Below are 20,796 nucleotides of genomic sequence, written 5' to 3' on the forward strand. Positions count from 1 at the left end.
CTCCGATGGCTGACTATGCTGGTTGTGGTAGACACATGGGAACGTTACAGCCAAAAAACCTTTCGATCGCCCTTATCCCCGGATTATGTTGATTGATCCCCTGAAGGGAACAATCCGGTGATAAGCGTCTGCTTCCGATGCAGCTTTCTTGCAGAAAGCTTTTGAGCGAACGCTATGCTTCTTCAGGTCCTTTTTGTCTGCTTCGTTCTTGGTGTCTACAGGCGAGCATTAGTCTTCCATCTCCGTTCCGGTGTAATGAACGGGCGACATATCCAACGTTTTCAGATTAAACGTTGGATAGTAAAAAGACCGTTCTGTAGGCTTGGCTTACAGAGCGGTCTTTTTATATTGAGTAGACCGGAACCAAAGAATTTAATAGATAGCTTATCATTTGCAAGATGATCTCAACTGCATAGATGTAGAGATAGAAGTGGCAATATTGGCTTTCGCTATGGGAAATAGTGTAATCTGAGAGTAGATGTAACTTACTTGAACGAGAAGGGACGAATCCATTCAATGACTCAAAAAATTTACTATGACGCTGCTTACACGCGCGAGTGGCATACACATATTACAAATCGAGTGACGAAGGAAGATGCCATATACGTTACGCTCGCCGAGACGGCATTTTATCCGCATGGAGGCGGGCAACCGTGTGATCTAGGACAGATTGGCGGCATTGCAGTTCTGGATGTGAACTTGGAAGACGGAGAAGTATGGCATAAGCTGGAGCGTTCCCCGGAGCAGGATGAAGTGGACTGTGAGCTGGATTGGGAGCGAAGATTTGACCACATGCAGCAGCATACAGGGCAGCATTTGTTGTCAGCAGTTACGTTGAAGCTAACGGATGCCATGACACTCAGTTTTCACCTGGGCACGGACTACGCAACGATTGATGTAGCTGCAGAGACTCTCAGCGCAGCACAGCTGGCTGAAGTTGAGCAAGAGGTGAATCGGCAGGTTGTCCGCAATGCCACGATTCATACGTCCTGGGTTACTGCCGAAGAAGCCGCACGTTTGCCTTTAGTGAAGCAACCGACGGTGACGGAGGACATTCGCATCGTGGAGATTGAGGGTGTGGAGTACAATGCTTGCGGTGGTACACATGTGGCGGCTACAGGCGAGATAGGAATCATTAAACTGCTGAAAACGGAGAAGATCAAGAGCAGCACACGAATTTATTTTAAATGCGGTACGAGAGCTTTGAACGAATTCACAGCAATTCAGCAGGTTTTGAACGGCATTACGACCAAATTAAAGACAAGCCGGGACGAACTTCTGGAGCGTATTGAGAAAACGGAACAGGAGCAGAAACAGCTGCAAAGCGAGCTGAATGCTGTCAAATCTACCAACGACGCTTACTACGCACGGGAGCTGCTTGCGGCACGGGAAGGGCTGGTCATTGCCCAGATTTTCGAGGACAAATCACTCAAGGACATGCAGAGTCTTGCTGCCAAACTTACGGAAGAGCATGAAGGTTTGGTGCTGTTTGCCAGTATCTCGGAAGCGAAGGTGGTGCTGGCACAGAACGGGCAGCCTGCGGAATGGGCGTGCGGACCTTTTTTCAAAGGCAATCTTGGAGCGTACCAGGGCAAAGGCGGCGGCAGTGAGAAGATAGCTCAGGCAGGATTTGCGAGCAGTGAGGATGCGCTTGCGTTTTACGAATTCACCAAGGAGCAGCTTGGACACCATTCCTAAAGGTTGAAGGAGGCGGAAGCATGGCAGAACGTATCCCGTGTATACGCAAAGGATGCGACCATATGATTTTACCAGCAACAGCGGCTAAAACAGGTGGGTATTGTATGCCTTGTAAACAGGAAATGGAACGGGAGGCACACCAGCGTTATATTGAAGCGAATCGGCGAGATGTCGATCTATATGAAGGCATTACGGATGCGGTGCATATTCTGAAAATCATGCATGAACCTCGGACATATAACGAACTTATTCGATATGTACCGTATAAATACTCCATGGAACAAGTGTATCTGTCCCTTTCGGCAGAGCAACAGCATGAGATGAAGTGTTACGCAATGGATTTGATCCGCTCAGATGACGAGGATGGCGGTAAGGATATCTTGCTGTATCTTGTTTGTTATCATGATCTGCCCTTGACAGCGGAAATTCCCGAACTTTTGGAGAGGGATATCGTTTATCCAGCTGTTCTGTTCAAAAGCGCCTCTGGCGAGACGCGAGATCATCTGATTCAGCAGGTGAACAACGATAAGGAGAATCGCAACCACTTTCTGATCATGCTAGCCTATATCGGTGACGATGCTGTTGTGCAACAGTTCTGGCAGTGGAAGCAGTCTCCGCCCGAATGGGCTGGCGAGCTATATGTCGAACCTGAGTGTTATACGTTGCAGGCGGGTTGGGAGTTAACAGAAGAAGGTCAACGCAGAGAATTGTTCATCACCCCGAGTTATTCATTGTATGAAGCAGGAGACAATGATGTAGAAGGAAGCGAGAGTGTGAATTTGGAGGGTTCTCCGATTTCTTTGCTTGTGCCAAGCTCCAGTCTTTGTCCATGGTGCGGTAGTTCATTTATCAGCTTAATGAATTTACATGTCAAACATCCATCGCTTCAGTCTGTTCACTGGAACTCTCCACAACTTGATGTGCATACCTGCTTGGTATGCAGCAGTTACAGCGTGGTGTACATGGAAATGGATGCAGAAGGGAAACCGATCTGGAGCAAGCATAATATGAAGCCTGATGGATTTGATGATATCGACGTTGAAGAGATCAGGGTCGATGTTTCGGGACTTGTATCGAGTACTCTAGATGATTCGGTACAGCGGCGTCTGTTCCATATTGCGCCCAAACCGCGCCAGCCTTTTCATGGCAGTGAATGGGCCATGGAACCTTCTCTGTCCCAGGTTGGAGGTCATCCTGGTTGGGTACAGGATGCAGACTATCCTTCATGTCCGGCATGTTCTGTTACGATGAAAGCCATTGGACAGCTGGACGGTGAGATGATCCAGGAGAATGGTGAAGGTGTGTATTATATGTTTGGTTGCGAGCCTTGCCAGATGACAGCAGTATCGTATCAGCAGTCATGATGTTATCCGTCCACTTTCCAAGCGTCTTCCAGCAAGAAACCGCTGTTGTCATAAAACCTGACATCATTGTAATATATAATCATTGATCAGCTTCGTGGAGATAGATAAATTACAAAATGTCGGCAGGAGTGGAAACGATGGATATTAGAGTGGATGATTTGAGTGGGGATCAGGTAAAAGCACTAATCGCGGAGCATTTGTTAGGTATGGCGGCGGATTCCCCACCAGAGAGCATACATGCTTTGAATCTGGATGGGCTGAAGAAACCCGAGATCACATTTTGGTGTGCATGGGAAGGCAATGAGCTACTTGGCTGCGGAGCCATTAAGGAACTGAACGCGGAGCATGGTGAACTGAAATCGATGCGTACAGCTTCCGCTCATTTACGCAAAGGGGTAGCACGCCATATTTTGACGCACATCATTGCAGAGGCGACAACTCGCGGATATCAGCGCATCAGCCTGGAAACGGGTTCGATGGATTCTTTTATACCGGCACGCAAGTTGTATGAAGACTTTGGTTTTAAATATTGCGAGCCGTTTGCTGACTATGTTCTAGACCCAAACAGTACATTTATGACCAAAGTGATTGAATAACAATATAGATGATGAATTTAAAATGGAAACAGCCAGTCTCTCCAGTATAGGGAGTCTGGCTGTTTGACGTTTATCTGAGCGTGTACGCTAGCATTTCTTTTCCACCGTTTCAGTCTATTTGAAGAAAAATGAAACATTTGATACAGTTCATACAGCGTAAAAAGTGGTAAACTAAAATTCGGGATTTGAACGCTGTGACGCACCAAAGAATGGAGAGTGCGGGAAAATGCTCTACTGGTGGTTTGAAGGAATGAACCCATTGTTCGTTGGATTCGTATTGTGTCCCATATTGGCTGTGATTCTGGGTGTGTGCTGGTATGCTTCGAAATGGTGCAGTAGGACAATTGCTTTGGGTATATCTCTTTTGCTGCCTTTGCTGTATATCACTAGTGATTGGGGGACGTTCACCGCCAATCTGGATGCATGGCTACTTTATGGAATAGGATATAGCTTGGTTACATGGGGAACATATCGATTACTTTGTGCAGTTATGGGGTATAAATCATAGGCATGTCATAAGTTTGGGATGAATTGGCCATACAGAATGGGTGGGCTGTTTCATCATGGATAGGGTATACTGGACTTTATATTGCTCAAAAATAGACAAGGATTACAGACGTTTTTGTACCTCAGGAGGATTTCAATTGGCTCAGACTCAGACGGAAGAATCATTACAGAAAAAATTAAAACCCAGACACATTACCTTTATGGCAATGGGGGGTGTCATTGGGACAGGCATTTTTAAAGGTAGTGCAGGCACGATTGGACTTGCAGGTCCAGGTGTCATTGTGACCTACATTTTTGCCGGACTGCTATTACTTGTGGTTATGGCTGCGATGGCAGAGATGGCTACGGTGTACAAGAACAGAAATATGAAAGATTTTGTACAGGAAGCGTTCGGCAGCCGAGTTTCGTTTATTATGGGATGGATGTACTGCTTCTTGTGGTTATCGGTATGTGTCATCGAGGTCATCGCGGCGGGCAGTTTCCTGCAATATTGGTTCGCAGATGTACCGCTGTGGATGCTCAGTCTGGCGTGTGCTGCATTCATCATACTGGTGAATCTGCTCAGCGTTGGTGTGTTCGGGGAATTTGAGTTTTGGCTGGCCGGGATCAAAATTGCGATGATCATTATTTTTATCGTGCTCGGGGCTGGGCTGATCTTTGGTATTATTCCAAGTGACAACACACCATACCTGCAAAACTATACACAAGCTGGCGGGTTCTTCCCGAACGGATGGACATCGATCTTCTCGGCGCTTCTTGTTGTTATGTTCTCGTATGGAGGGTCGGAGCTAATCGGTCTGACCTTGACGGAAACGGAAAATGCGGAGAAAGTGATGCCCAAGATCGTAGGCAATTTCATGTTCAGAATCATTTTATTCTTCACGTTGCCGATTCTGATTATCTGTGGTCTGATTCCTTGGAACGAGATTGGGCCGGAAAGCAGCCCGTTTGTACAGGTACTGGCGTCTATAGGTTTGCCGGGTGCTGCGCATATTATGAACTTTATTCTGGTAACGGCGGTGCTGTCCGCAGCGAACTCGGGCATCTACGGAGCATCTCGTATGATGCATTCCATGGCTGTTGGCGGGGAGGCCCCTAAAGCACTCGCCAAAACCAACCGCAACGGAAGCCCGATTAATACCTTGCTGGTGTGTACCGTTGTGTTGCTGGCAGGTTCCATGTTAGGACTGTTTGCCCAAGATCAGCTGTTTAGAGTGTTGCTTGCTGTTCCGGGTTTTGTCGTGATTCTGGTCTGGATCTGCATCGCTGCTTCTCAGCTTAAATTGCGTAAAAAGTATCCGGTTCAGCCTACATTCAAAGTGTGGGGATTTCCTTACATCACCGGAGTAGTTGTCTTGATCCTGAGCGTCATTGCTCTAATGTTTGTGTTTGATGAAGGCAACCGGTTCAGTATTAGTATCTGTCTTAGTGTACTTGCATTGCTGACGATATGGTCTTTGATTCGATTCCGCAAGATGAATAGCAAATCAGCTTAAAGAGACTAAAGTAAAAAGAAGGTACAGATGATCTCATATTGTTGAGATGTCTGTACCTTTTTTGATAAGCATATCTATGTTGTTTCTTAGAAAAAGATGATGTCTGATTATACTGCTGACGTTAACAGATTAATTTATTTGCCTACATACTTATCCATAAAACGGTCCACTCTTGCAAAATACTCCGTTGGATAATGATTGATAGCATCAATGTGTTCGGTATTTGCTGGATACCATACCTCTGCATTAGGATTATCCTTCAAGTTCTCAAAGATCTTTTCTGAATTTGTATAACTGATCTGTTGATCCCCAGTACCGTGAATGAGCATAACCGGTTTATTTTGCATCTTCTTGACCGCATCCATAGGCGACACAGAATCAAGATCAATGTCAAATGCCCAATTAGCCATCCATGTGGAGGTATAACCGAATGGAAATGCAGGTAATCCAGAGAATACAGGCAGACCCTCTCTTAAAAATAAACCGGCATTACGAAACGGACTATCTGCTACAACCGCTTCGATATCATCACTTTCACTTGTAGCTAGCAGGGACGTAGCAGCTCCCATAGAGAAGCCAATAACGCCAATATGTTCGCCTGCCTGGCCTCTGGATTTCAAATAGTCAACAGCTGCAAGCAGATCATATTTCTCACGCAGACCAAGTGTGATCATCTCGCCATCGGATTTACCTTGTGCGCTGAGATCAAAGGCCAATATATTATAACCTTTCGGGATGAAATGCTCTGCCAACTTTGGCGTACGTCCCTTGACGAGGCGATTACTTGTATATCCATGCACGACAATAAGCGTTTTGTTACTTGCTTTGCCTGAAGAAATGTTTGCCGGGAAGAAGGTCCCTCTTATCGTGTTATCACTTTTTAAACTCTTGAATTCAACGACCTCATAGGGTGTTTTATCCATGTTCAATTCATAACTGACATCGGTATCTCGTGGATGGTGTAACAGGATGTCTACGACTTTATAAGATATGAAGAACACAACAGTTAAAATAAGTACGAGGGCAATCGTCAGGCTCCATAATAGTTTCTTATGTTTTTTAATGCGATTTTTAAATGTCGAATCGAGTTCGATCGACGGTTGTTGTTGCTTCATTTTATTTCCTCCAGTGTTAGTTCGTGCTGTGTTGCACGGGGGCAAACAGATAATAGGCATGTGCCTTTAGATTTTCCCATTCCGGATGATGAACAATATCTTCTCCGAGTGTTAACGCTACCCCATTTAAGAAAGAGATATAACTTCGTGAGATCATGGCCGGTGAGAAACCTGGGTTGAATTCCCCCAGGGATTGCCCCTTTGCATAAACGCATTCAATCGTATCTGTCATTACTTTTATACTGTCCAGAACCTGTTGAGTAAGCTCCGGGAACCTGATTCGTTGTCCCAGGACAGATTGGACCAGTCGTAACTCATTGGTGTAAGAGTAAATATGGTTGAATTGTTCTTCTACCATGTTTTTAATCAATGCTGCTGGTGATTCATCTTGTTGAAGCATAGCCAGTGATTTCTTCTGGATATCTTCAAGCGGTTCCAGGACAGCCGCATGAAACAAAGTTTCTTTAGTTGGGAAGTATTGAAATATGGTTCCGGAAGTCACACCGATATTTTTAGCAATAAGAGCCGTTGTGGTGTTTGAGTATCCACTTTCCGCAAACAAGACGACAGCTTCTTCCAAGATGCGTTTACGCCGCTCAAGCCTTTTCTCTTCATTCACAGTTCTAGCCACTAAAATTCTCCTTTCTCTTATCTGTACATTAATTAATTAACTGATCAATTAATTAATAATATAGCCGAATCTATCTTATATGGCAATAGTGAGTTTTGATTTTGATGTACATATGCCGGTCAGCAAAACCGACAGAAGTGAATGGCAAGTCGTTTCTGGATGCTTTGGAACAGGGGAGACATCTTCAAGGGTTATATCATTATGAGTTCAACCGAATCTACGATTATTTGAAAAAAGATAAAAAAGAGCCACAAGAGAGCGATATTCGCATTCTGGGTGTCGTGGTGACGGGAACAGCAAAACAGCTGCAGTCCCTGAATGGTCAGCCATATCTCAGAGGGTAACGTTGGGCGCTATAGTGGACAAATATTAAGTTTCCAGGTTCAAACTTTCTTAGAATATTTCTTGATCATTAAAGGAGTGATGATGAAAAATGAAGGATCTCGGCGCATGCGCCGGGATTTTTTTGTAGATTGGGAGCGAGGGGGTATCTAGGTTACAAAGATTGTTACAAATAGGGCGTACTGGGGGTAATAGGAACTAAAAGATTAAGACCTCAGTCTCTACGAAAAGAAATTCAATCCAGTTATACTGAAACCTCATGTGCTGGTGGATGAACTGGCATATATGAAACACAGAATCTTCGTGTAACAACGAAATACATAATTAGAACAATATCGATAACGGGGTACACCATGACAACGATTAAAGTAACCCCGGAACAGCTATTGTCCGTTTCAAAACAGTTCGTCACAGCCCAAAGACAGATTACTCAGATGAATCACGTCTTGAAACAACAGCTGTTCGAAATTGAAAGGCAGTGGAACGGGAACACTAAGGAACGATTTTATGCTGATTTCATCGCGGCGCAACGAGTGATGGACAACTTCAGTTCACTCTCCCTCTCGATTGCCAAAACGCTTGAAGGACATGCGGAGAAATTCAGACTGGCGGATCAGCAGACTACGCAATCCTACGATGCCAATTGTATGCCGCCTCCACCGGATGAATGCCGGGCTCCCACTGTAGACAATCGTAATGCTTTTCAAAAATCGGTGGATAGTTTGAAAGAACTCGGTACTGGTTTTATGCAGGCTGCAGATGACCGCTACCAGAAGCGTTACGACAGTGTCGGCGGATTTCTGGACTATTGGACGTTTGGTATCCCAAGTGGTCTGGTGGAAGGTTACATGGATAGAGCGGATAAAGCCTTTAATTCTGCCAATGATACAGCCAATTGGCTGACGTTTGGCATCCATGGTACAATCCGTGAAGCGATATTCCCCACGAATGCCTGGTCCAGCGAGCACTGGGCCAATATGATGGGCATGGGAGGCATGATGGTCGGCGGTGGTCTCACCGCCAAGATGATCAAACCTCATAATCTACTGACATCGTCAGGAGGCGGTACTAAGGTTAGTGTTTTGAACCAATGGCCGGGAACTGGACAGATGACGGGCGGTTTTAACGGATTTAAAGACCCGCGTCTTCAAGTGATGGACAATATTGCGGAGAGTAAAAAGGCCCGGGAATCCTCTAAATTCTCTGAATTTGTGGAGAAGGAAAAGGAGATTGGTAAGGGAACAGGGAGTACTGGCTATATATTAGATCCTGTTCAAATGAGAAAATATATAATTGTACCAGAAGATGGATTCCAAGCTCTTCTTAAGAGAAAATACATCGAAATTAGAAAATCAGGTGTTGAGGATATTGGAGTAGTAGCGAAGAATACGAATTTAACAGAGGAACAGATTTTAAGGATGAAAAAACATCTGTTCTTAGACAGAAAACAATTATCTGTATCTGGTAAACCATATGAGGAGTTGTACTTTCAGGCAGACGCAGATATTGCATACGCATGGCAGAAGGCTCAAAAGAACGCACTAACTGAAAAGGATATAGAATGGTTTAAAAAACTAGCCAATCATGAGCTTAAAGAAAAGCAATATATGGATGGTGGTATGCCCTTAAGAGATCCGTCTACATGGAATAATGACACAAAAAGATTTGATCCCGATCCTTTAAAAAATGCACACGATAAGGCAAATATAACAGATCCCAATCCAACAGCATCCTTCCCAGGCTATGATTCTGGTTCAGATTTTATTAAACATATGGATGGTGGGATTGATTATTAAATATGAGGTGAGAGCATGTATCTTAAACAAGCAATTGCAAGGATAAATAATATTGATTGGAGCTTGGTGGGCGGTATTGCTTCTAAAGTGGAGGCTGACTTGGCATGTGAATTCCTGCGAAGATTGGCTTGTTTTTTCAAAGAAGAGGGGATCAGTCCGATAAAACCTTTAGTTGCTGACATAGCAAAATTACTAGGTGATACTGAAGAAGTTGAGGTATCGGATTATTGCAATTCAGAAGTTGTTGAGTTTTTAGGAGAAAATATATATGTGAAAAATATTATTCAATATTATTTACATCTTGCTAAGTATGCTGAAGAACGCCCAGAAACATATAGACATTTGAATGTATATGAACCTTTGATTAAAATTCTTGAAAGGAAGGGGCTGTTTGTTCTTAGAATAAATGCTTTGGATATTGTGAACGGATCACATATCCCTTTAGAAGACTGGTATGAAAATTTTGTGAATATGAACTCCCTTGAAATAGATTAGTTAGAGGAGTTTACTGTTTGATTACAGAAACGACCCCAAAGTACAATCCGATAAAGATGATAGAATCTTAAAGAAAACCTCTAAAAAACCTCGCTTCATAACTCTTTTTAAAGTCCCTAATACCAAAGCTAACACGGAAATGATAACGTTTTTATGTAAATCCAATATTTTCTTGCGTAATTCGACATATTCATATACTATTTTCCCATACTTAGTGCTTCAAACATATGTTTTTTGGGTACGGCCTAGTCAAAAAGGCTTGGGTTCGTGGGGAGGAAGAGGGAGCAAATGATCGGTTTTTTCAGGAAACGTCTGGTTGTGCGTATTGCGGCTATTGTTACACTGGTCATTACGATTATAGCAGCGGGAAGTATGCTGACGCAGATCGCTAATGTGAAACTTGCTGCGCAGGGGGCTATCACGAGCTACAATATTCAGATTGCCGAGAGTTATGTGAAGCAACTGGATACTGCAACATATGTGGAATTTGCCAAGGACCCCAAGGAAAATGAGGAGTATCTCCGTATTCGGGATGAATTGGACGATTTCCGAGTGCGTATTGGTGCTATGTATGTGTATTTCGTCAAAATTGACGATAAAGGAACTCCACTGATCATGGTGGACGGAATGAAGGATGCGGATAAAGCTTCAGCAATCAACGAAGTGACGGACATTCCTGCAGATGCGGTGCAGAAGTTGCTGCAAGGGGAAACAGCAAGTTCGCCGATTATTAATAATCCAGAGTATGGTGATTATATTTCTTCCTATGCTCCAATTCTAAATAGCAACGGTACTCTTGCAGGTGTGATTGGTATCGATACAGGGATTTCTGTTATCGGAGGTATCGAAACCGATATTTTGAGATCAAGTCTGCCGTTGTATGTGATCCTGTTGCTTGTTACTCTTGCAGGTATTGCTATAGTGATGTGGTTTATCGTTAGAGGACTGCGCCCTCTACATCCGCTGAAATCGAGTGTGGAAAAGATGGCACAAGGTGAGCTTGCCGAAGCAAATCGCATTTTGACAGCCTATCGTTTGAAGAGCAAAGATGAGATCGGAACAACGTATCAGGCGATGATACATATGTCAGGGAATTTAAATAAAATGGTAAGTGATATGGTTGGAGGGGTAGCTTCAACAACCGAATTGTTATCCGAATCCACGAAAGAGTTTAATCGGAGTACGGAAGAAATGCTTGCCATGAGCAAAACAGTGGATCGTGCTGTCGAGGAGATCAGACAAGGTGCTCACACGCAGAAGCAAAGCGCAAGTGACAGTGCACATGCCATGGAAGAGATTGCAAAAGGCATTAACGATATATCTGAATCCTCCAATGTGGTGTCAGATGCAGCAACAACGGCACTGGCTACGGCGGAGTCCGGGCAGCAGCGCATGACGGTGATGAAGAAACAGATGGAAAATATCTCCGCAGTATCTGGAGAGGTCACCTCGATGGTGCAGGTGCTGAACAACTATTCTACTGAAATTGGTGGTGCACTGCATACGGTTCGTGACTTCGCAAGTCAAACCAAACTGCTCGCGCTCAATGCCTCCATTGAGGCCGCGCATGCGGGTGAGCATGGAAAAGGTTTTGCCGTTGTGGCGGAAGAAGTGAGGAAACTTGCGGAAGCCTCCAGTTCGTCTATGGAACGAATCTCGGACTTATTGCTTCGTATTGAACAGGAGTCGCAGCAGATTGGTTCCCGAATGGGGGTTACTGCTCAGGAGATTGGTCAGGGCGTCATATTTACAACTGAAGCGGAGCAGGCATTCTCACAAGTCGTGGATGCGTTCCAACTGGTTACCCAGCGCATTCAGGAGGTTTCTGCTGCAGCTGAAGAAATTACGGCCGGTTCGGAAGAGGCGGCAGCTTCGGTCAACACCATTTCACAGATTTCTGCAGGCGTGTCAGATCACTCGGATGAGATCTACCGTTTGATGCAGGATCAATCGGTGATGTTCCGTAAGGTGGCCGAAACGTCTACGATGCTGGAACAGCAGACGCATGAGATGAGTGAAGCAGTGAAAAAGGTGAAGGTGTAAGTGAAGCGGCAACTAAATTAAGAGGAAATAAGTAAAGTGCTCCGCCACATGGCGAAGCGCTTTTTTTGCTAGGGGCATATCACCTATATGCATGAACAGCAGATCATAGATGGGCGAGTTCAATCGCTTGTTTGAAGCGCTTGGAAAATTGTTCCGCCGCAGCTGCAGCCTCCCTGAATTCTGTCTGCACGAAGCCGATCTGCATTTTAGGCTGCTGGATCTCGGTAATTTCGACCATCTTAATCAAACCCTCTTTCCAAAGCGGATGTTGATGAAAGGAAAAATCATGCCCGATGGTCGCGGCTATATTATTGGTTAATACGGTGCTGATAGCCTCCGAATTATTGGTCTTGAATAAGATGGATAAAGGCCCATATTCGTAGGTGAACTCCTGCAGAAAATCCTCAATGAAACCGTCCCGATATAACGCAAGGTTATATTCTTTTAGTTGATCAGGAGTCACGCGTGTGTGCTTGGCCAGTTCAGACAGTTGATGGGTGCATACAACAAGCTTGCTTGAATACATCGGTGTGAAATGCAGCCCATCCAATTCGCGCAGCTGTTTTGCGTAAATGGCGATAAAGCCCAGATGAGTTTTATTGCTCCGGATGTCCTCAATGATCTCCATCGAACCCTTTTCTTCAATCGATAACCTCAGTTGCGGATGATCCCGTTTCATATCGGCAGCCGATTGCACCAAGTAAGGCATGACACTCGGAAAAGTAGCTACGTGAAGATCGCCGGTCAGCGTAGATGTCGTTGCATTTAGCGATTTCAATTCATCGATTCGCTGTAAAATGTCCAGTGCTTTGGCGATAAATTGTTTACCCTCCGGTGTGGGATGAGTGCCTTGTCTGGATCGCTCGAATAAAACCAGCCCCAGTTCTTTTTCCAGGCGATGAACCGATTGGCTGATCGCAGATTGCGTGACATGGAGATGCTCCGATGCGGCGGAGAACGATTGTGTTTTGGCGATTTCGACAACGTATTCAAGCTGTTCCAGATTCATGCGATCATCCCTTTTTAGTATTAGTATAAGTAATGTTAACATAAGTATCTATAAATATGAATAATGGGTGAATAGCGATATAATATATAGACAAGCAGGACATTCTTGTATTAACAGTTTAGATAAAAGGGGATGTACAGGATGAAGGCAGCAGTATGGTATGGTCATAAAGACGTGCGTGTGGAAGACCGCGAGGTTCCGGTTGCACAGTCGGGTCAGGTGCAGATCAAAGTGGAGTATGCCGGAATCTGCGGCAGTGACTTACACGCATATCATCATGGCGTAGGTATTCAAGAAGGAGAAAATCACCCGCTCTCAGGACAAAAAGCGCCGCTGACACTGGGACATGAGTTTGCGGGAACAGTAAGTGCTCTAGGTGATCATGTAAGCGGTATCAACATTGGCGATCGCGTAGTGGTGGAACCTCTCTACCATTGTGGAACGTGTGAGTACTGTATTCAAGGTAGATACAATCAGTGTACTCAATTTGGTTTTGTCGGATTGAACGGGGATGGCGGTTTTGCCGAATATGTAGTAGTCGAAGCATATATGGTGCACCCGATTCCAGATCAAGTTTCCTTTGAAGAAGGGGCACTGGTAGAACCAACTGCGGTTGCTTTTCATGCCGTACGACACAGCAAGCTGAAAGTGGGAAATAAGGTAGCTGTATACGGGGCAGGGCCGATTGGTTTGCTGACGATCTTGTCAGCCAAAGCGGCGGGAGCATCTGAGGTTTACGCTGTCGATGTTTTCGAGGATCGTCTGGAACTGGCAGCTAAACTTGGCGCAATTCCGGTAAATAGCAGTAAGGTGGATGCAACACAGGTCATTACGCAGCAATCGGGTGGAATTGATGTTGCGTACGAAGCAGCTGGCGTGCAACCGACGATGGACAGTGCTGTGTCAGTGATTAAAAAAGGTGGGGAAGTTGTGGTAATCGCCGCGATTCCGAACCCGCTTCACGTAAACTTCTTCGACATGCTGGTAAAAGAAGCGAATCTGACAGCTACACTGGCGTACCGACACATCTTCCCTGAGGTCATCTCACTCATTGCTGAAGGCGCACTTGATGTGAAGCAGGTAATCACCAAAAAAATTAAGCTGCATGATGTTGTGCAGGACGGACTTGAGCTGCTGATGAGCGATAAGAGTCATGCGAAGATTCTGGTTGAGATTGGCGGTTAATCTCAGGTTCGAGATACTAACCTTGTAACGTTAAGATATCAGGTTTAAACGAGAGGGCTGTTCCTCTTGTCATCTACAGATGGCAGGAGAGCAGCCCTTTGTTTCATGGGTATAAAGAGACGTAACATTTTCCAGAATGTACGATTACTTTGGATAGGCCTGGTAAGTCCGTATTATATGTCGTCCGTTAAGGCCTTATTTTATCTCGTAACGATAGCAGATTGCCTGCCCTCCGCCCTCTACGGGACTGAACTCCTGATCTTCAATAAAGCCAAAACGTTCATATAACCGGATGGCATTCACCATCTGACCACCGGTATAGAGATAAACTGCATTTTTGCCCAGCTCCTTCGTGGATTCCACACACCGCTGAAGCAGTTCACGGGCAATGCCATGTCCTCTCCACTCGGGATCAACACCCAGCAGACGAATAAATGGATAATCAATCGGCAGATCGAAATTGGGATAGGCTTTATGTGCTGTTTCAAATAACTGAACAGTACCGACAATCCGATCTTCGATCTTGGCTACCCATAATTCAGTCAAGTATGGATTGTCCACAGATTCACGGATATCTTTCAGGTAGGCTTCCCAACGATCCGATTGTTCAAACGAGCTCTGGTATTCCGCGTAACTGGCAACCAGAATGTCAACAATCTCAGCATGGTCAGCTGGAGAAGCAGGATGAATCGTAATGGCAGCCGTCGTCATATCTAAATTCTCCTTTTCTTATGAGTAAAGTAGGGAATGAACTTTCCTTGCATTATAACATAGTGAATTCAAGCTAAGATATTGGAATGTTCTATAAGAACTTTTAACTTTTCTATATCTTATTCTAGGTTGTTTGAAGCTCCTAAGGATATCAGGCTAAAGGTGAGTCCGTTCTTAATCTATAAACGATTCAGCTGTGTACTGTATAGGTGATTGCGATATTCGGTCGGCGTACTGGCCTCGTGCTGCTTGAAGGTGCGCAGAAACAGCTTGTAGTCACTAAAACCGCATTGGGCTGCAATCTCCTTCACACTGGCGTTGGTATTGAGCAACAATCGTTTGGCACGGCGCATGCGTTCGGTGAGGATATACGTTTTGAGTCCGATCCCTTTTTCCCGCTTCACCATTTTGGAAATATAGTCCTTGTTGAAATTAAAGTGCTCCGCAATCTCACTCACCGTAATATTCAGATGCAGATGGATATCGACCCATTTACAGATGTGATCCACCACGGCGTTATGCGGGCGATAGTCTGTGCGCAGATTACGTTCTATTTCTTTGAGAAGTAATAGCGCAGCAGCATCCGCCTCTTCGGACGAGAAGGAAGATACATGCAATAACTGCTTAAACAGTTGATTCGCCATGGAAGGAACCTGAATGGTTGAATGGGTTGGAAAATCAACAAATAAGCCTGGCGCTGTCCCGTAATGCATCCAATAGAAGCTCACAGGTGTATCACTGATCTGGTAACCATAATGCGTTCTGCCCGCCTTTAAAAATAAAAGATCATCCGCATGAACAACGTATCGTTTGTCATCCTCAGCAATATACATCTCACCTTCCAGCATCAAAATGATCTCATGAACCGGCATGCTTCGCCGCATATGACTCCAGTTGCCCTCTGATATGAATTTTCCACATAAATAGTGCTCCACTGGTTTTGACATAGGACGGATTTATCCACCTTTTCTTGGATTCTGAGTCTGCTGTAACTGTAGTTTATTTGATAATATGAGGACATTCAAGGGTGGATTCTAGATGGCTGAGATAAGTTCTGGCCTAAGTACAACACGGATTTTATCCTTTATTGCTGAATTCAGACCTACTGAAAAAGAAACCATTTGAAGTTTATTACATATGCCAAAGGAGCGAGCCGCATGATCGATACGAGAAAAGGATTTCTGGGCCCCGCACAGGTTAACTTGCTGAAAGGTCCATTTCAAACGTCACAGCATATCGGAGAACGCTACTTGTTATCACTGGAGATCGACCGCTTTCTGGCTCCATGTTATGAAGCCCACGGGTTAACACCTCGCAAGGAACGTTATGCAGGCTGGGAGTCACGCTCGATTAGCGGACATTCCCTCGGACATTACATGTCGGCCCTCGCGGTGACGTATCAGGCAACGGGGAATTCCGCCTTAAAGCAAACGCTAGATTATGCTGTGAGTGAACTGGCGGCAATTCAACAGACGACGGGCAGCGGATATATCGGAGGTTTGTCGGAAGAGGCTTTCCGGATTGCTTTTCGTGCGGAACATATCGGTGGATTCAACATTGGTGAATATTGGGTTCCGTGGTACAGCGTGCATAAAATCTATCGCGGTCTGATTGATGCTTATCAAATGACGGGCAATGAGCAGGCGATTGAGGTGGTTACACGTTTTGCGGATTGGGCAGTGGAGGGACTGAACTCCATGACCGAGGAGCAGATTCAGACGATGCTGCTATGTGAGCATGGCGGGATGAACGAAGTGTTTGCCCAACTATATGGGATTACAGGGAACGCAGCCTATCTACAGGCGGCCCGGCAATTTACACATCAACTCATTCTGGAGCCGCTCGAGCAGGAGCGGGATGAACTGCAAGGAAGGCATGCCAACACTCAGATTCCGAAAGTCATTGGCGCAGCCGAAATCTACAATCAAGACCCTGTACAGACATCGTACCGGACAGCGGCACAATTTTTCTGGAATACAACCGTGAAGCATCGTTCTTATGTCTTTGGCGCGACGAGCATATCCGAGCATTATGAAGCAAAAGGCATGGAGAGCCTTGGCATCAAAACCGGGGAGAGTTGCTGTACCCACAACATGATGCATCTGACGAAGCAGGTGTTTGCCTGGAACCCGGACAGTGCTTACATGGACTATTATGAGAACGCTGTCTATAACCATATCCTTGGCACGCAAGACCCGGATACGGGCAACAAGACGTATTTTGCCTCTACGTTGCAAGGTCATTATAAAATCTATGGCACACGTGATACGGCCTGGTGGTGCTGTACCGGATCAGGCATGGAGAACCCGGGAAAGTATGCGGAGGCAATTTATTATGAGGATGAACAAAATTTGTATGTGAACTTGTACATCGCATCCGAACTGGAATGGGCTTCACAGGGACTGGCATTAAAGCTGGAAACCGACTTCCCCTATTCGGAAAAAGGGTCCCTGACAATCACCGAAGGCAGCGCCTCGGCTTGTCTAAGGCTACGCGTGCCCTCCTGGCTCCAGAAGCCAATGACGGCAACAGTGAACGGGGATTCGGCCCAGTCGTATACACGTCTGGAACCCGGCTACTTGTCCATCGACCGCACCTGGTCAGCGGGCGATGTCATCACCATTACGCTGCCGATGGCACTGCGCAAATATACAGCCCGGGATGATGCCCACAAGGTGGCATTCCAGTATGGCCCGATTGTGCTTGCTGGTGCGCTTGGCAGCGAAGGGCTTCCCGAGGATACCATTATCGACGAAACTGCACTGAATCCGAAGACGGCTCCGGTTCCTATCATCCGAACGGAAGAAGTGGATGTGAGCAAGTGGATCAAGGTTGTCGATAAAGAGACGCTTACATTTGAGCTTAGCGAGAAAGTGACGTCCACCGGAGAAGCCGTGAAGTTGATCCCGTTCTATGATGTGCATCATGAATTCTACACGGTGTATTGGGCGTTGAATGATGAAGGGGATGCGCTGGAGAAAGCGCTGAACGATATCACCGTCGATAGCGTGCAGCCAGATGGTCAGCAGGATGAGATCGGGCATCGACTGGAGAGCAATTGCCGCGCAGAGCAGTACAATGGCTCCGGTACAGACGGGCGTAACAGGTTGTATATGTGGCGTGAGGCATACGGGGTGAAAGAAGCGGCATTCAGCTACCGCTTGGCTGTAGAGCCGGATGCTTTAAATCATTTGTGCGTAGCCTATTGGGGCGGGGATTATCTGCATTTTGACCGAGAGGGTATTCGGTATGAGCGGCAGTTTAACATTTTGGTGCAAGATGTTGTTGTAGGGGAACAGCGCATTCATATGAACAAGATCGGCGAAATATTCCGTGTCAGCTATGAGATCCCGGAAGAAATCACGAGAGGTAAAGAGAGTGTAAAGGTAACATTCCAGGCAATTGGGGACAAGGGCTGTGCGGGGAAAGTAACGGAGGTTCGCACAACACGCAGCAGACCGGATTTTTTAGTGTGAGCGTCCAGTAACAACAAATCATCTGTTCGATGATTGATATGAAATGAAGTTATTCCAGTGATATAATGGATGCAGTGCATGTGCATACTATAAAATTACGAAACAAAATGTACACAAGTAACTAAAAGAGGAGGTGGAGTCGTGTCAAAACCTGATAATACTGGCGTTTACCGCTTTGAGGACTGGTTAACCTGGGATGGAGCATGGGAATTGATTAATGGAAAGGCATATAATATGTCTCCTGCGCCTACCTCCTTACATCCGTTTATAGTGGGCGAACTGCACTTTGCTTTACGAACGTTTTTTCAGAATCGGCAATGTTATGTATTTGTTGCCCCCTTTGACGTTTTTTTCAGCGAAAGTGAGCAATAGGACATGCCCGATCATGTCGTGCAACCCGATCTTTCCGTGGTATGTTCCAATGATCAGATTTCCAAAAGTGGTTGCCATGGAGCGCCTTCGCTAATCATAGAGGTGTTATCTCCTTCAACGGCACTTAAGGATTTTAATGAAAAATTTAATCTATATCAGAAATTTGGCGTGAATGAATATTGGATTGTTGATCCAGGTAATCAGACGGTTCACGTGTATACCCTTGAGGATGGGCGATATCAGACGCGCCACTTGTTCTCTGAAAAGAAACGATACAATCCGTATTATATCCCGACCTGAGCATTTCGCTGGATGTACTCTTCAAACTTGGATAAGTCATGTTGATCATATTAGCGTCCCAGCACATGTTCGAAATTCTAACGATCCGTACGGAGCTTATTTGGGCGATTTAGGCATGTTGAGAAATCTAACGATCACCAGCGACGCTATTTTAGCCAAAACGGCCTCAAATCAATGGAATCACATCTCAAATGTGAAAATAACGTTTCTCATGATCGTTACATTCTGGGCTGGGCTAAAATACACCAAATAGCGTCATCTGTGATCGTTAGACTGATGATGGGTAGTGAGTAGGTCGGATGCGGATGTGACGAACAATAACGTACACAAGACGAAATGGGAGTATTCGCCGTTTCGTCTTTTTGGCATGCAATTCCCTCAAAAAATCTCATTCTCGCACCCCATCCTACTTATCCGCTTAAAGACAAGTCTATATAAAAAATGACACGCAACCTGATTTTCCACGTATTACCGGATAACATTTCATTTACCGCTAACGCACCTCTGTAGCTCCTGGTTGTCCAGCGGTTCTTCTAATCTAGAAGCTGTGAGCTCGTTTTGTTTTGTCCCTGAAAAGGATAATGGGATAAGCTCTATCCACGTATATTACTATTAAGAGCGCTGCTCCGACATCATAGCTTATGGAGTACCCATATCTGCGCGAGTTTTCTTTTAAATATCAGGTAAGAATCATTCAAAAATCACTCGGAGATTACTCGGAAACCACTCGGAGATTACTCAAACTTCAAGTCAAACTTCTCCTTTTATAGCGCTCTAATATTAACGTAAATATCCCTTACCATTTTCCAATCCTATCCACCTGAGAGCGTTCACATCATGTACAATAAGAAGATGAGAGACAGGGAATATACGACATTTAATCCTAATATCTAACATGAAAGGAGGCCTTAGGATCGACCATGACCAGGTACATACAATTGTTTGGGCTCATCATTGGCATCGTGGCCGTGAATGTTCTGGCCTTCTCCCCAGGTTTTGCCGGACTTGGATTCGGAGAGAGTGCATTCCAGACCGCGCTTTCCGTGACGCTGCTCTTTGGCAGCGTACTTGCACTTTTCTATGGCAGTTACAATTTATTGTTCAAACAGCCGGTCGTTTTGCCTGTGAGACAGATCGAAACCCATGAAGATTATGTAGAGGCTTTATCTTTTTACAGACGCATCAAAATCCTTGAAGAAGATATTACGCTCGGGTTGTCCCAACTGAACCGGATGAAAAAGAAAAAGGAAACCCTGATGAACGTGCTTCATCAACGGTTTGATCCCGGCGAGCTGAGCTTTAAGAAATTCGCTTCGGTCACGGAAGAGGTGGAGAAGCTGTTATATCTGAACATTCGCAGCATACTGAATCGACTGAACGTCTTTGATGAAGCCGATTATGCCAGCATGATGAAAGCCAAATCCCCTACGATCCCGCAGAAGCTTTTTCAGGAAAAAACGAAAGTGTACAACGATTACCTGACCTACGTGAAGGACTCGCTTCACACGAATGAAGAGATTTTATTGAAGCTGGATCAGCTGTTGCTGGAGATTTCGCGCCTGGACAGCTTCGAAGCCGGAGATATTGAGCAGATGCCTTGTATGCAGGAGATTGATCAGTTAATCAAGCACACCAAATTATACAGACAGTGAGGGGTTGC

At 45.2% G+C, this 20,796-nt stretch carries 18 protein-coding genes; 13 read left to right on the forward strand and 5 right to left on the reverse strand.

Going from position 1 to position 20,796, the window contains the following annotated elements:
- Positions 1 to 516 precede the first annotated feature (516 nt).
- The 4 genes from EC604_RS04095 to EC604_RS04115 all read left to right on the forward strand — a co-directional run bounded on the left by EC604_RS04095 (position 517) and on the right by EC604_RS04115 (position 5,661).
- Complete coding sequence (locus EC604_RS04095) at positions 517 to 1,698, forward strand: alanyl-tRNA editing protein (protein WP_123062931.1); 1,182 nt, start codon at positions 517 to 519, stop codon at positions 1,696 to 1,698.
- Between the two features lie 20 nt (positions 1,699 to 1,718).
- Complete coding sequence (locus EC604_RS04100; RefSeq protein WP_123062932.1) at positions 1,719 to 3,062, forward strand: DUF1963 domain-containing protein; 1,344 nt, start codon at positions 1,719 to 1,721, stop codon at positions 3,060 to 3,062.
- Positions 3,063 to 3,199: 137 nt separating this feature from the next.
- Positions 3,200 to 3,658 (forward strand): GNAT family N-acetyltransferase, encoded by a 459-nt coding sequence (locus EC604_RS04105; protein ID WP_123062933.1) that lies wholly within the window; start codon positions 3,200 to 3,202, stop codon positions 3,656 to 3,658.
- A 644-nt stretch (positions 3,659 to 4,302) separates the two neighbouring features.
- On the forward strand, positions 4,303 to 5,661 hold the full coding sequence (locus EC604_RS04115; RefSeq protein WP_275670024.1) for an amino acid permease: 1,359 nt from the start codon (positions 4,303 to 4,305) through the stop codon (positions 5,659 to 5,661).
- Between the two features lie 134 nt (positions 5,662 to 5,795).
- Here EC604_RS04115 and EC604_RS04120 read toward each other — a convergent pair whose 3' ends face one another.
- Positions 5,796 to 6,776: an alpha/beta hydrolase gene (locus tag EC604_RS04120; RefSeq protein WP_123062935.1), complete on the reverse strand. Its 981-nt coding sequence runs from the start codon at positions 6,774 to 6,776 to the stop codon at positions 5,796 to 5,798.
- A gap of 16 nt (positions 6,777 to 6,792) precedes the next feature.
- Positions 6,793 to 7,407: a TetR/AcrR family transcriptional regulator gene (locus EC604_RS04125; RefSeq protein ID WP_123062936.1), complete on the reverse strand. Its 615-nt coding sequence runs from the start codon at positions 7,405 to 7,407 to the stop codon at positions 6,793 to 6,795.
- 104 nt (positions 7,408 to 7,511) lie between these two features.
- On the opposite strand from EC604_RS04125, the gene EC604_RS04130 reads away from it, so the two are divergent.
- The 4 genes from EC604_RS04130 (at position 7,512) to EC604_RS04145 (ending at position 12,083) form a co-directional block, all read left to right on the forward strand.
- Complete coding sequence (locus EC604_RS04130) at positions 7,512 to 7,751, forward strand: anti sigma factor C-terminal domain-containing protein (protein WP_123062937.1); 240 nt, start codon at positions 7,512 to 7,514, stop codon at positions 7,749 to 7,751.
- A gap of 351 nt (positions 7,752 to 8,102) precedes the next feature.
- Positions 8,103 to 9,545, forward strand: coding sequence for a WXG100 family type VII secretion target (locus EC604_RS30240; RefSeq protein ID WP_205127912.1), 1,443 nt, complete (start codon positions 8,103 to 8,105; stop codon positions 9,543 to 9,545).
- 15 nt (positions 9,546 to 9,560) lie between these two features.
- The gene (locus EC604_RS04140) at positions 9,561 to 10,040 is read left to right on the forward strand and encodes a hypothetical protein (RefSeq protein WP_123062938.1); all 480 of its coding nucleotides are present in this window, start codon (positions 9,561 to 9,563) and stop codon (positions 10,038 to 10,040) included.
- Between the two features lie 288 nt (positions 10,041 to 10,328).
- Positions 10,329 to 12,083 (forward strand): methyl-accepting chemotaxis protein, encoded by a 1,755-nt coding sequence (locus tag EC604_RS04145; RefSeq protein WP_123062939.1) that lies wholly within the window; start codon positions 10,329 to 10,331, stop codon positions 12,081 to 12,083.
- 103 nt (positions 12,084 to 12,186) lie between these two features.
- On the opposite strand, the gene EC604_RS04150 is transcribed toward EC604_RS04145, so the two are convergent.
- Entirely contained in the window at positions 12,187 to 13,092 is a 906-nt protein-coding gene (locus EC604_RS04150) for a LysR family transcriptional regulator (protein ID WP_123062940.1), read from the reverse strand.
- A 141-nt stretch (positions 13,093 to 13,233) separates the two neighbouring features.
- Between EC604_RS04150 and EC604_RS04155 the strand changes: the two genes are divergently transcribed.
- Positions 13,234 to 14,277: a 2,3-butanediol dehydrogenase gene (locus EC604_RS04155; RefSeq protein ID WP_123062941.1), complete on the forward strand. Its 1,044-nt coding sequence runs from the start codon at positions 13,234 to 13,236 to the stop codon at positions 14,275 to 14,277.
- Between the two features lie 195 nt (positions 14,278 to 14,472).
- Here the strand turns inward: EC604_RS04155 and EC604_RS04160 are convergent, their stop codons facing one another.
- The gene (locus tag EC604_RS04160; protein ID WP_123062942.1) at positions 14,473 to 14,988 is read right to left on the reverse strand and encodes a GNAT family N-acetyltransferase; all 516 of its coding nucleotides are present in this window, start codon (positions 14,986 to 14,988) and stop codon (positions 14,473 to 14,475) included.
- A 179-nt stretch (positions 14,989 to 15,167) separates the two neighbouring features.
- Entirely contained in the window at positions 15,168 to 15,935 is a 768-nt protein-coding gene (locus tag EC604_RS04165) for a helix-turn-helix transcriptional regulator (RefSeq protein WP_123062943.1), read from the reverse strand.
- A 174-nt stretch (positions 15,936 to 16,109) separates the two neighbouring features.
- Between EC604_RS04165 and EC604_RS04170 the strand changes: the two genes are divergently transcribed.
- From EC604_RS04170 to EC604_RS04180, 4 genes are all read left to right on the forward strand, one after another.
- Entirely contained in the window at positions 16,110 to 18,464 is a 2,355-nt protein-coding gene (locus EC604_RS04170) for a glycoside hydrolase family 127 protein (RefSeq protein ID WP_240036651.1), read from the forward strand.
- 141 nt (positions 18,465 to 18,605) lie between these two features.
- Positions 18,606 to 18,836: a Uma2 family endonuclease gene (locus tag EC604_RS30900; RefSeq protein WP_345789250.1), complete on the forward strand. Its 231-nt coding sequence runs from the start codon at positions 18,606 to 18,608 to the stop codon at positions 18,834 to 18,836.
- A gap of 3 nt (positions 18,837 to 18,839) precedes the next feature.
- Positions 18,840 to 19,136 (forward strand): Uma2 family endonuclease, encoded by a 297-nt coding sequence (locus EC604_RS30905; protein WP_345789251.1) that lies wholly within the window; start codon positions 18,840 to 18,842, stop codon positions 19,134 to 19,136.
- Between the two features lie 920 nt (positions 19,137 to 20,056).
- Positions 20,057 to 20,788, forward strand: a complete 732-nt coding sequence (locus EC604_RS04180) for a hypothetical protein (RefSeq protein WP_123062945.1) — start codon at positions 20,057 to 20,059, stop codon at positions 20,786 to 20,788.
- Positions 20,789 to 20,796 lie beyond the last annotated feature (8 nt).

The sequence above is a fragment of the Paenibacillus amylolyticus genome, assembly GCF_003719335.1.
GTDB classification, from domain to species: Bacteria; Bacillota; Bacilli; order Paenibacillales; family Paenibacillaceae; genus Paenibacillus; species Paenibacillus amylolyticus_D.

What these genes read in the sequence shown, in the direction of transcription:
- EC604_RS04095 (WP_123062931.1), top strand. Translation starts at nt 517, where the DNA reads ATGACTCAAAAAATTTACTATGACGCTGCTTACACGCGCGAGTGGCAT.
- EC604_RS04100 (WP_123062932.1), top strand. Translation starts at nt 1,719, where the DNA reads ATGGCAGAACGTATCCCGTGTATACGCAAAGGATGCGACCATATGATT.
- EC604_RS04105 (WP_123062933.1), top strand. Translation starts at nt 3,200, where the DNA reads ATGGATATTAGAGTGGATGATTTGAGTGGGGATCAGGTAAAAGCACTA.
- EC604_RS04120 (WP_123062935.1), bottom strand. Translation starts at nt 6,776, where the DNA reads ATGAAGCAACAACAACCGTCGATCGAACTCGATTCGACATTTAAAAAT.
- EC604_RS04130 (WP_123062937.1), top strand. Translation starts at nt 7,512, where the DNA reads ATGTACATATGCCGGTCAGCAAAACCGACAGAAGTGAATGGCAAGTCG.
- EC604_RS30240 (WP_205127912.1), top strand. Translation starts at nt 8,103, where the DNA reads ATGACAACGATTAAAGTAACCCCGGAACAGCTATTGTCCGTTTCAAAA.
- EC604_RS04140 (WP_123062938.1), top strand. Translation starts at nt 9,561, where the DNA reads ATGTATCTTAAACAAGCAATTGCAAGGATAAATAATATTGATTGGAGC.
- EC604_RS04145 (WP_123062939.1), top strand. Translation starts at nt 10,329, where the DNA reads ATGATCGGTTTTTTCAGGAAACGTCTGGTTGTGCGTATTGCGGCTATT.
- EC604_RS04150 (WP_123062940.1), bottom strand. Translation starts at nt 13,092, where the DNA reads ATGAATCTGGAACAGCTTGAATACGTTGTCGAAATCGCCAAAACACAA.
- EC604_RS04155 (WP_123062941.1), top strand. Translation starts at nt 13,234, where the DNA reads ATGAAGGCAGCAGTATGGTATGGTCATAAAGACGTGCGTGTGGAAGAC.
- EC604_RS04160 (WP_123062942.1), bottom strand. Translation starts at nt 14,988, where the DNA reads ATGACGACGGCTGCCATTACGATTCATCCTGCTTCTCCAGCTGACCAT.
- EC604_RS04165 (WP_123062943.1), bottom strand. Translation starts at nt 15,935, where the DNA reads ATGTCAAAACCAGTGGAGCACTATTTATGTGGAAAATTCATATCAGAG.
- EC604_RS30905 (WP_345789251.1), top strand. Translation starts at nt 18,840, where the DNA reads ATGCCCGATCATGTCGTGCAACCCGATCTTTCCGTGGTATGTTCCAAT.
- EC604_RS04180 (WP_123062945.1), top strand. Translation starts at nt 20,057, where the DNA reads ATGACCAGGTACATACAATTGTTTGGGCTCATCATTGGCATCGTGGCC.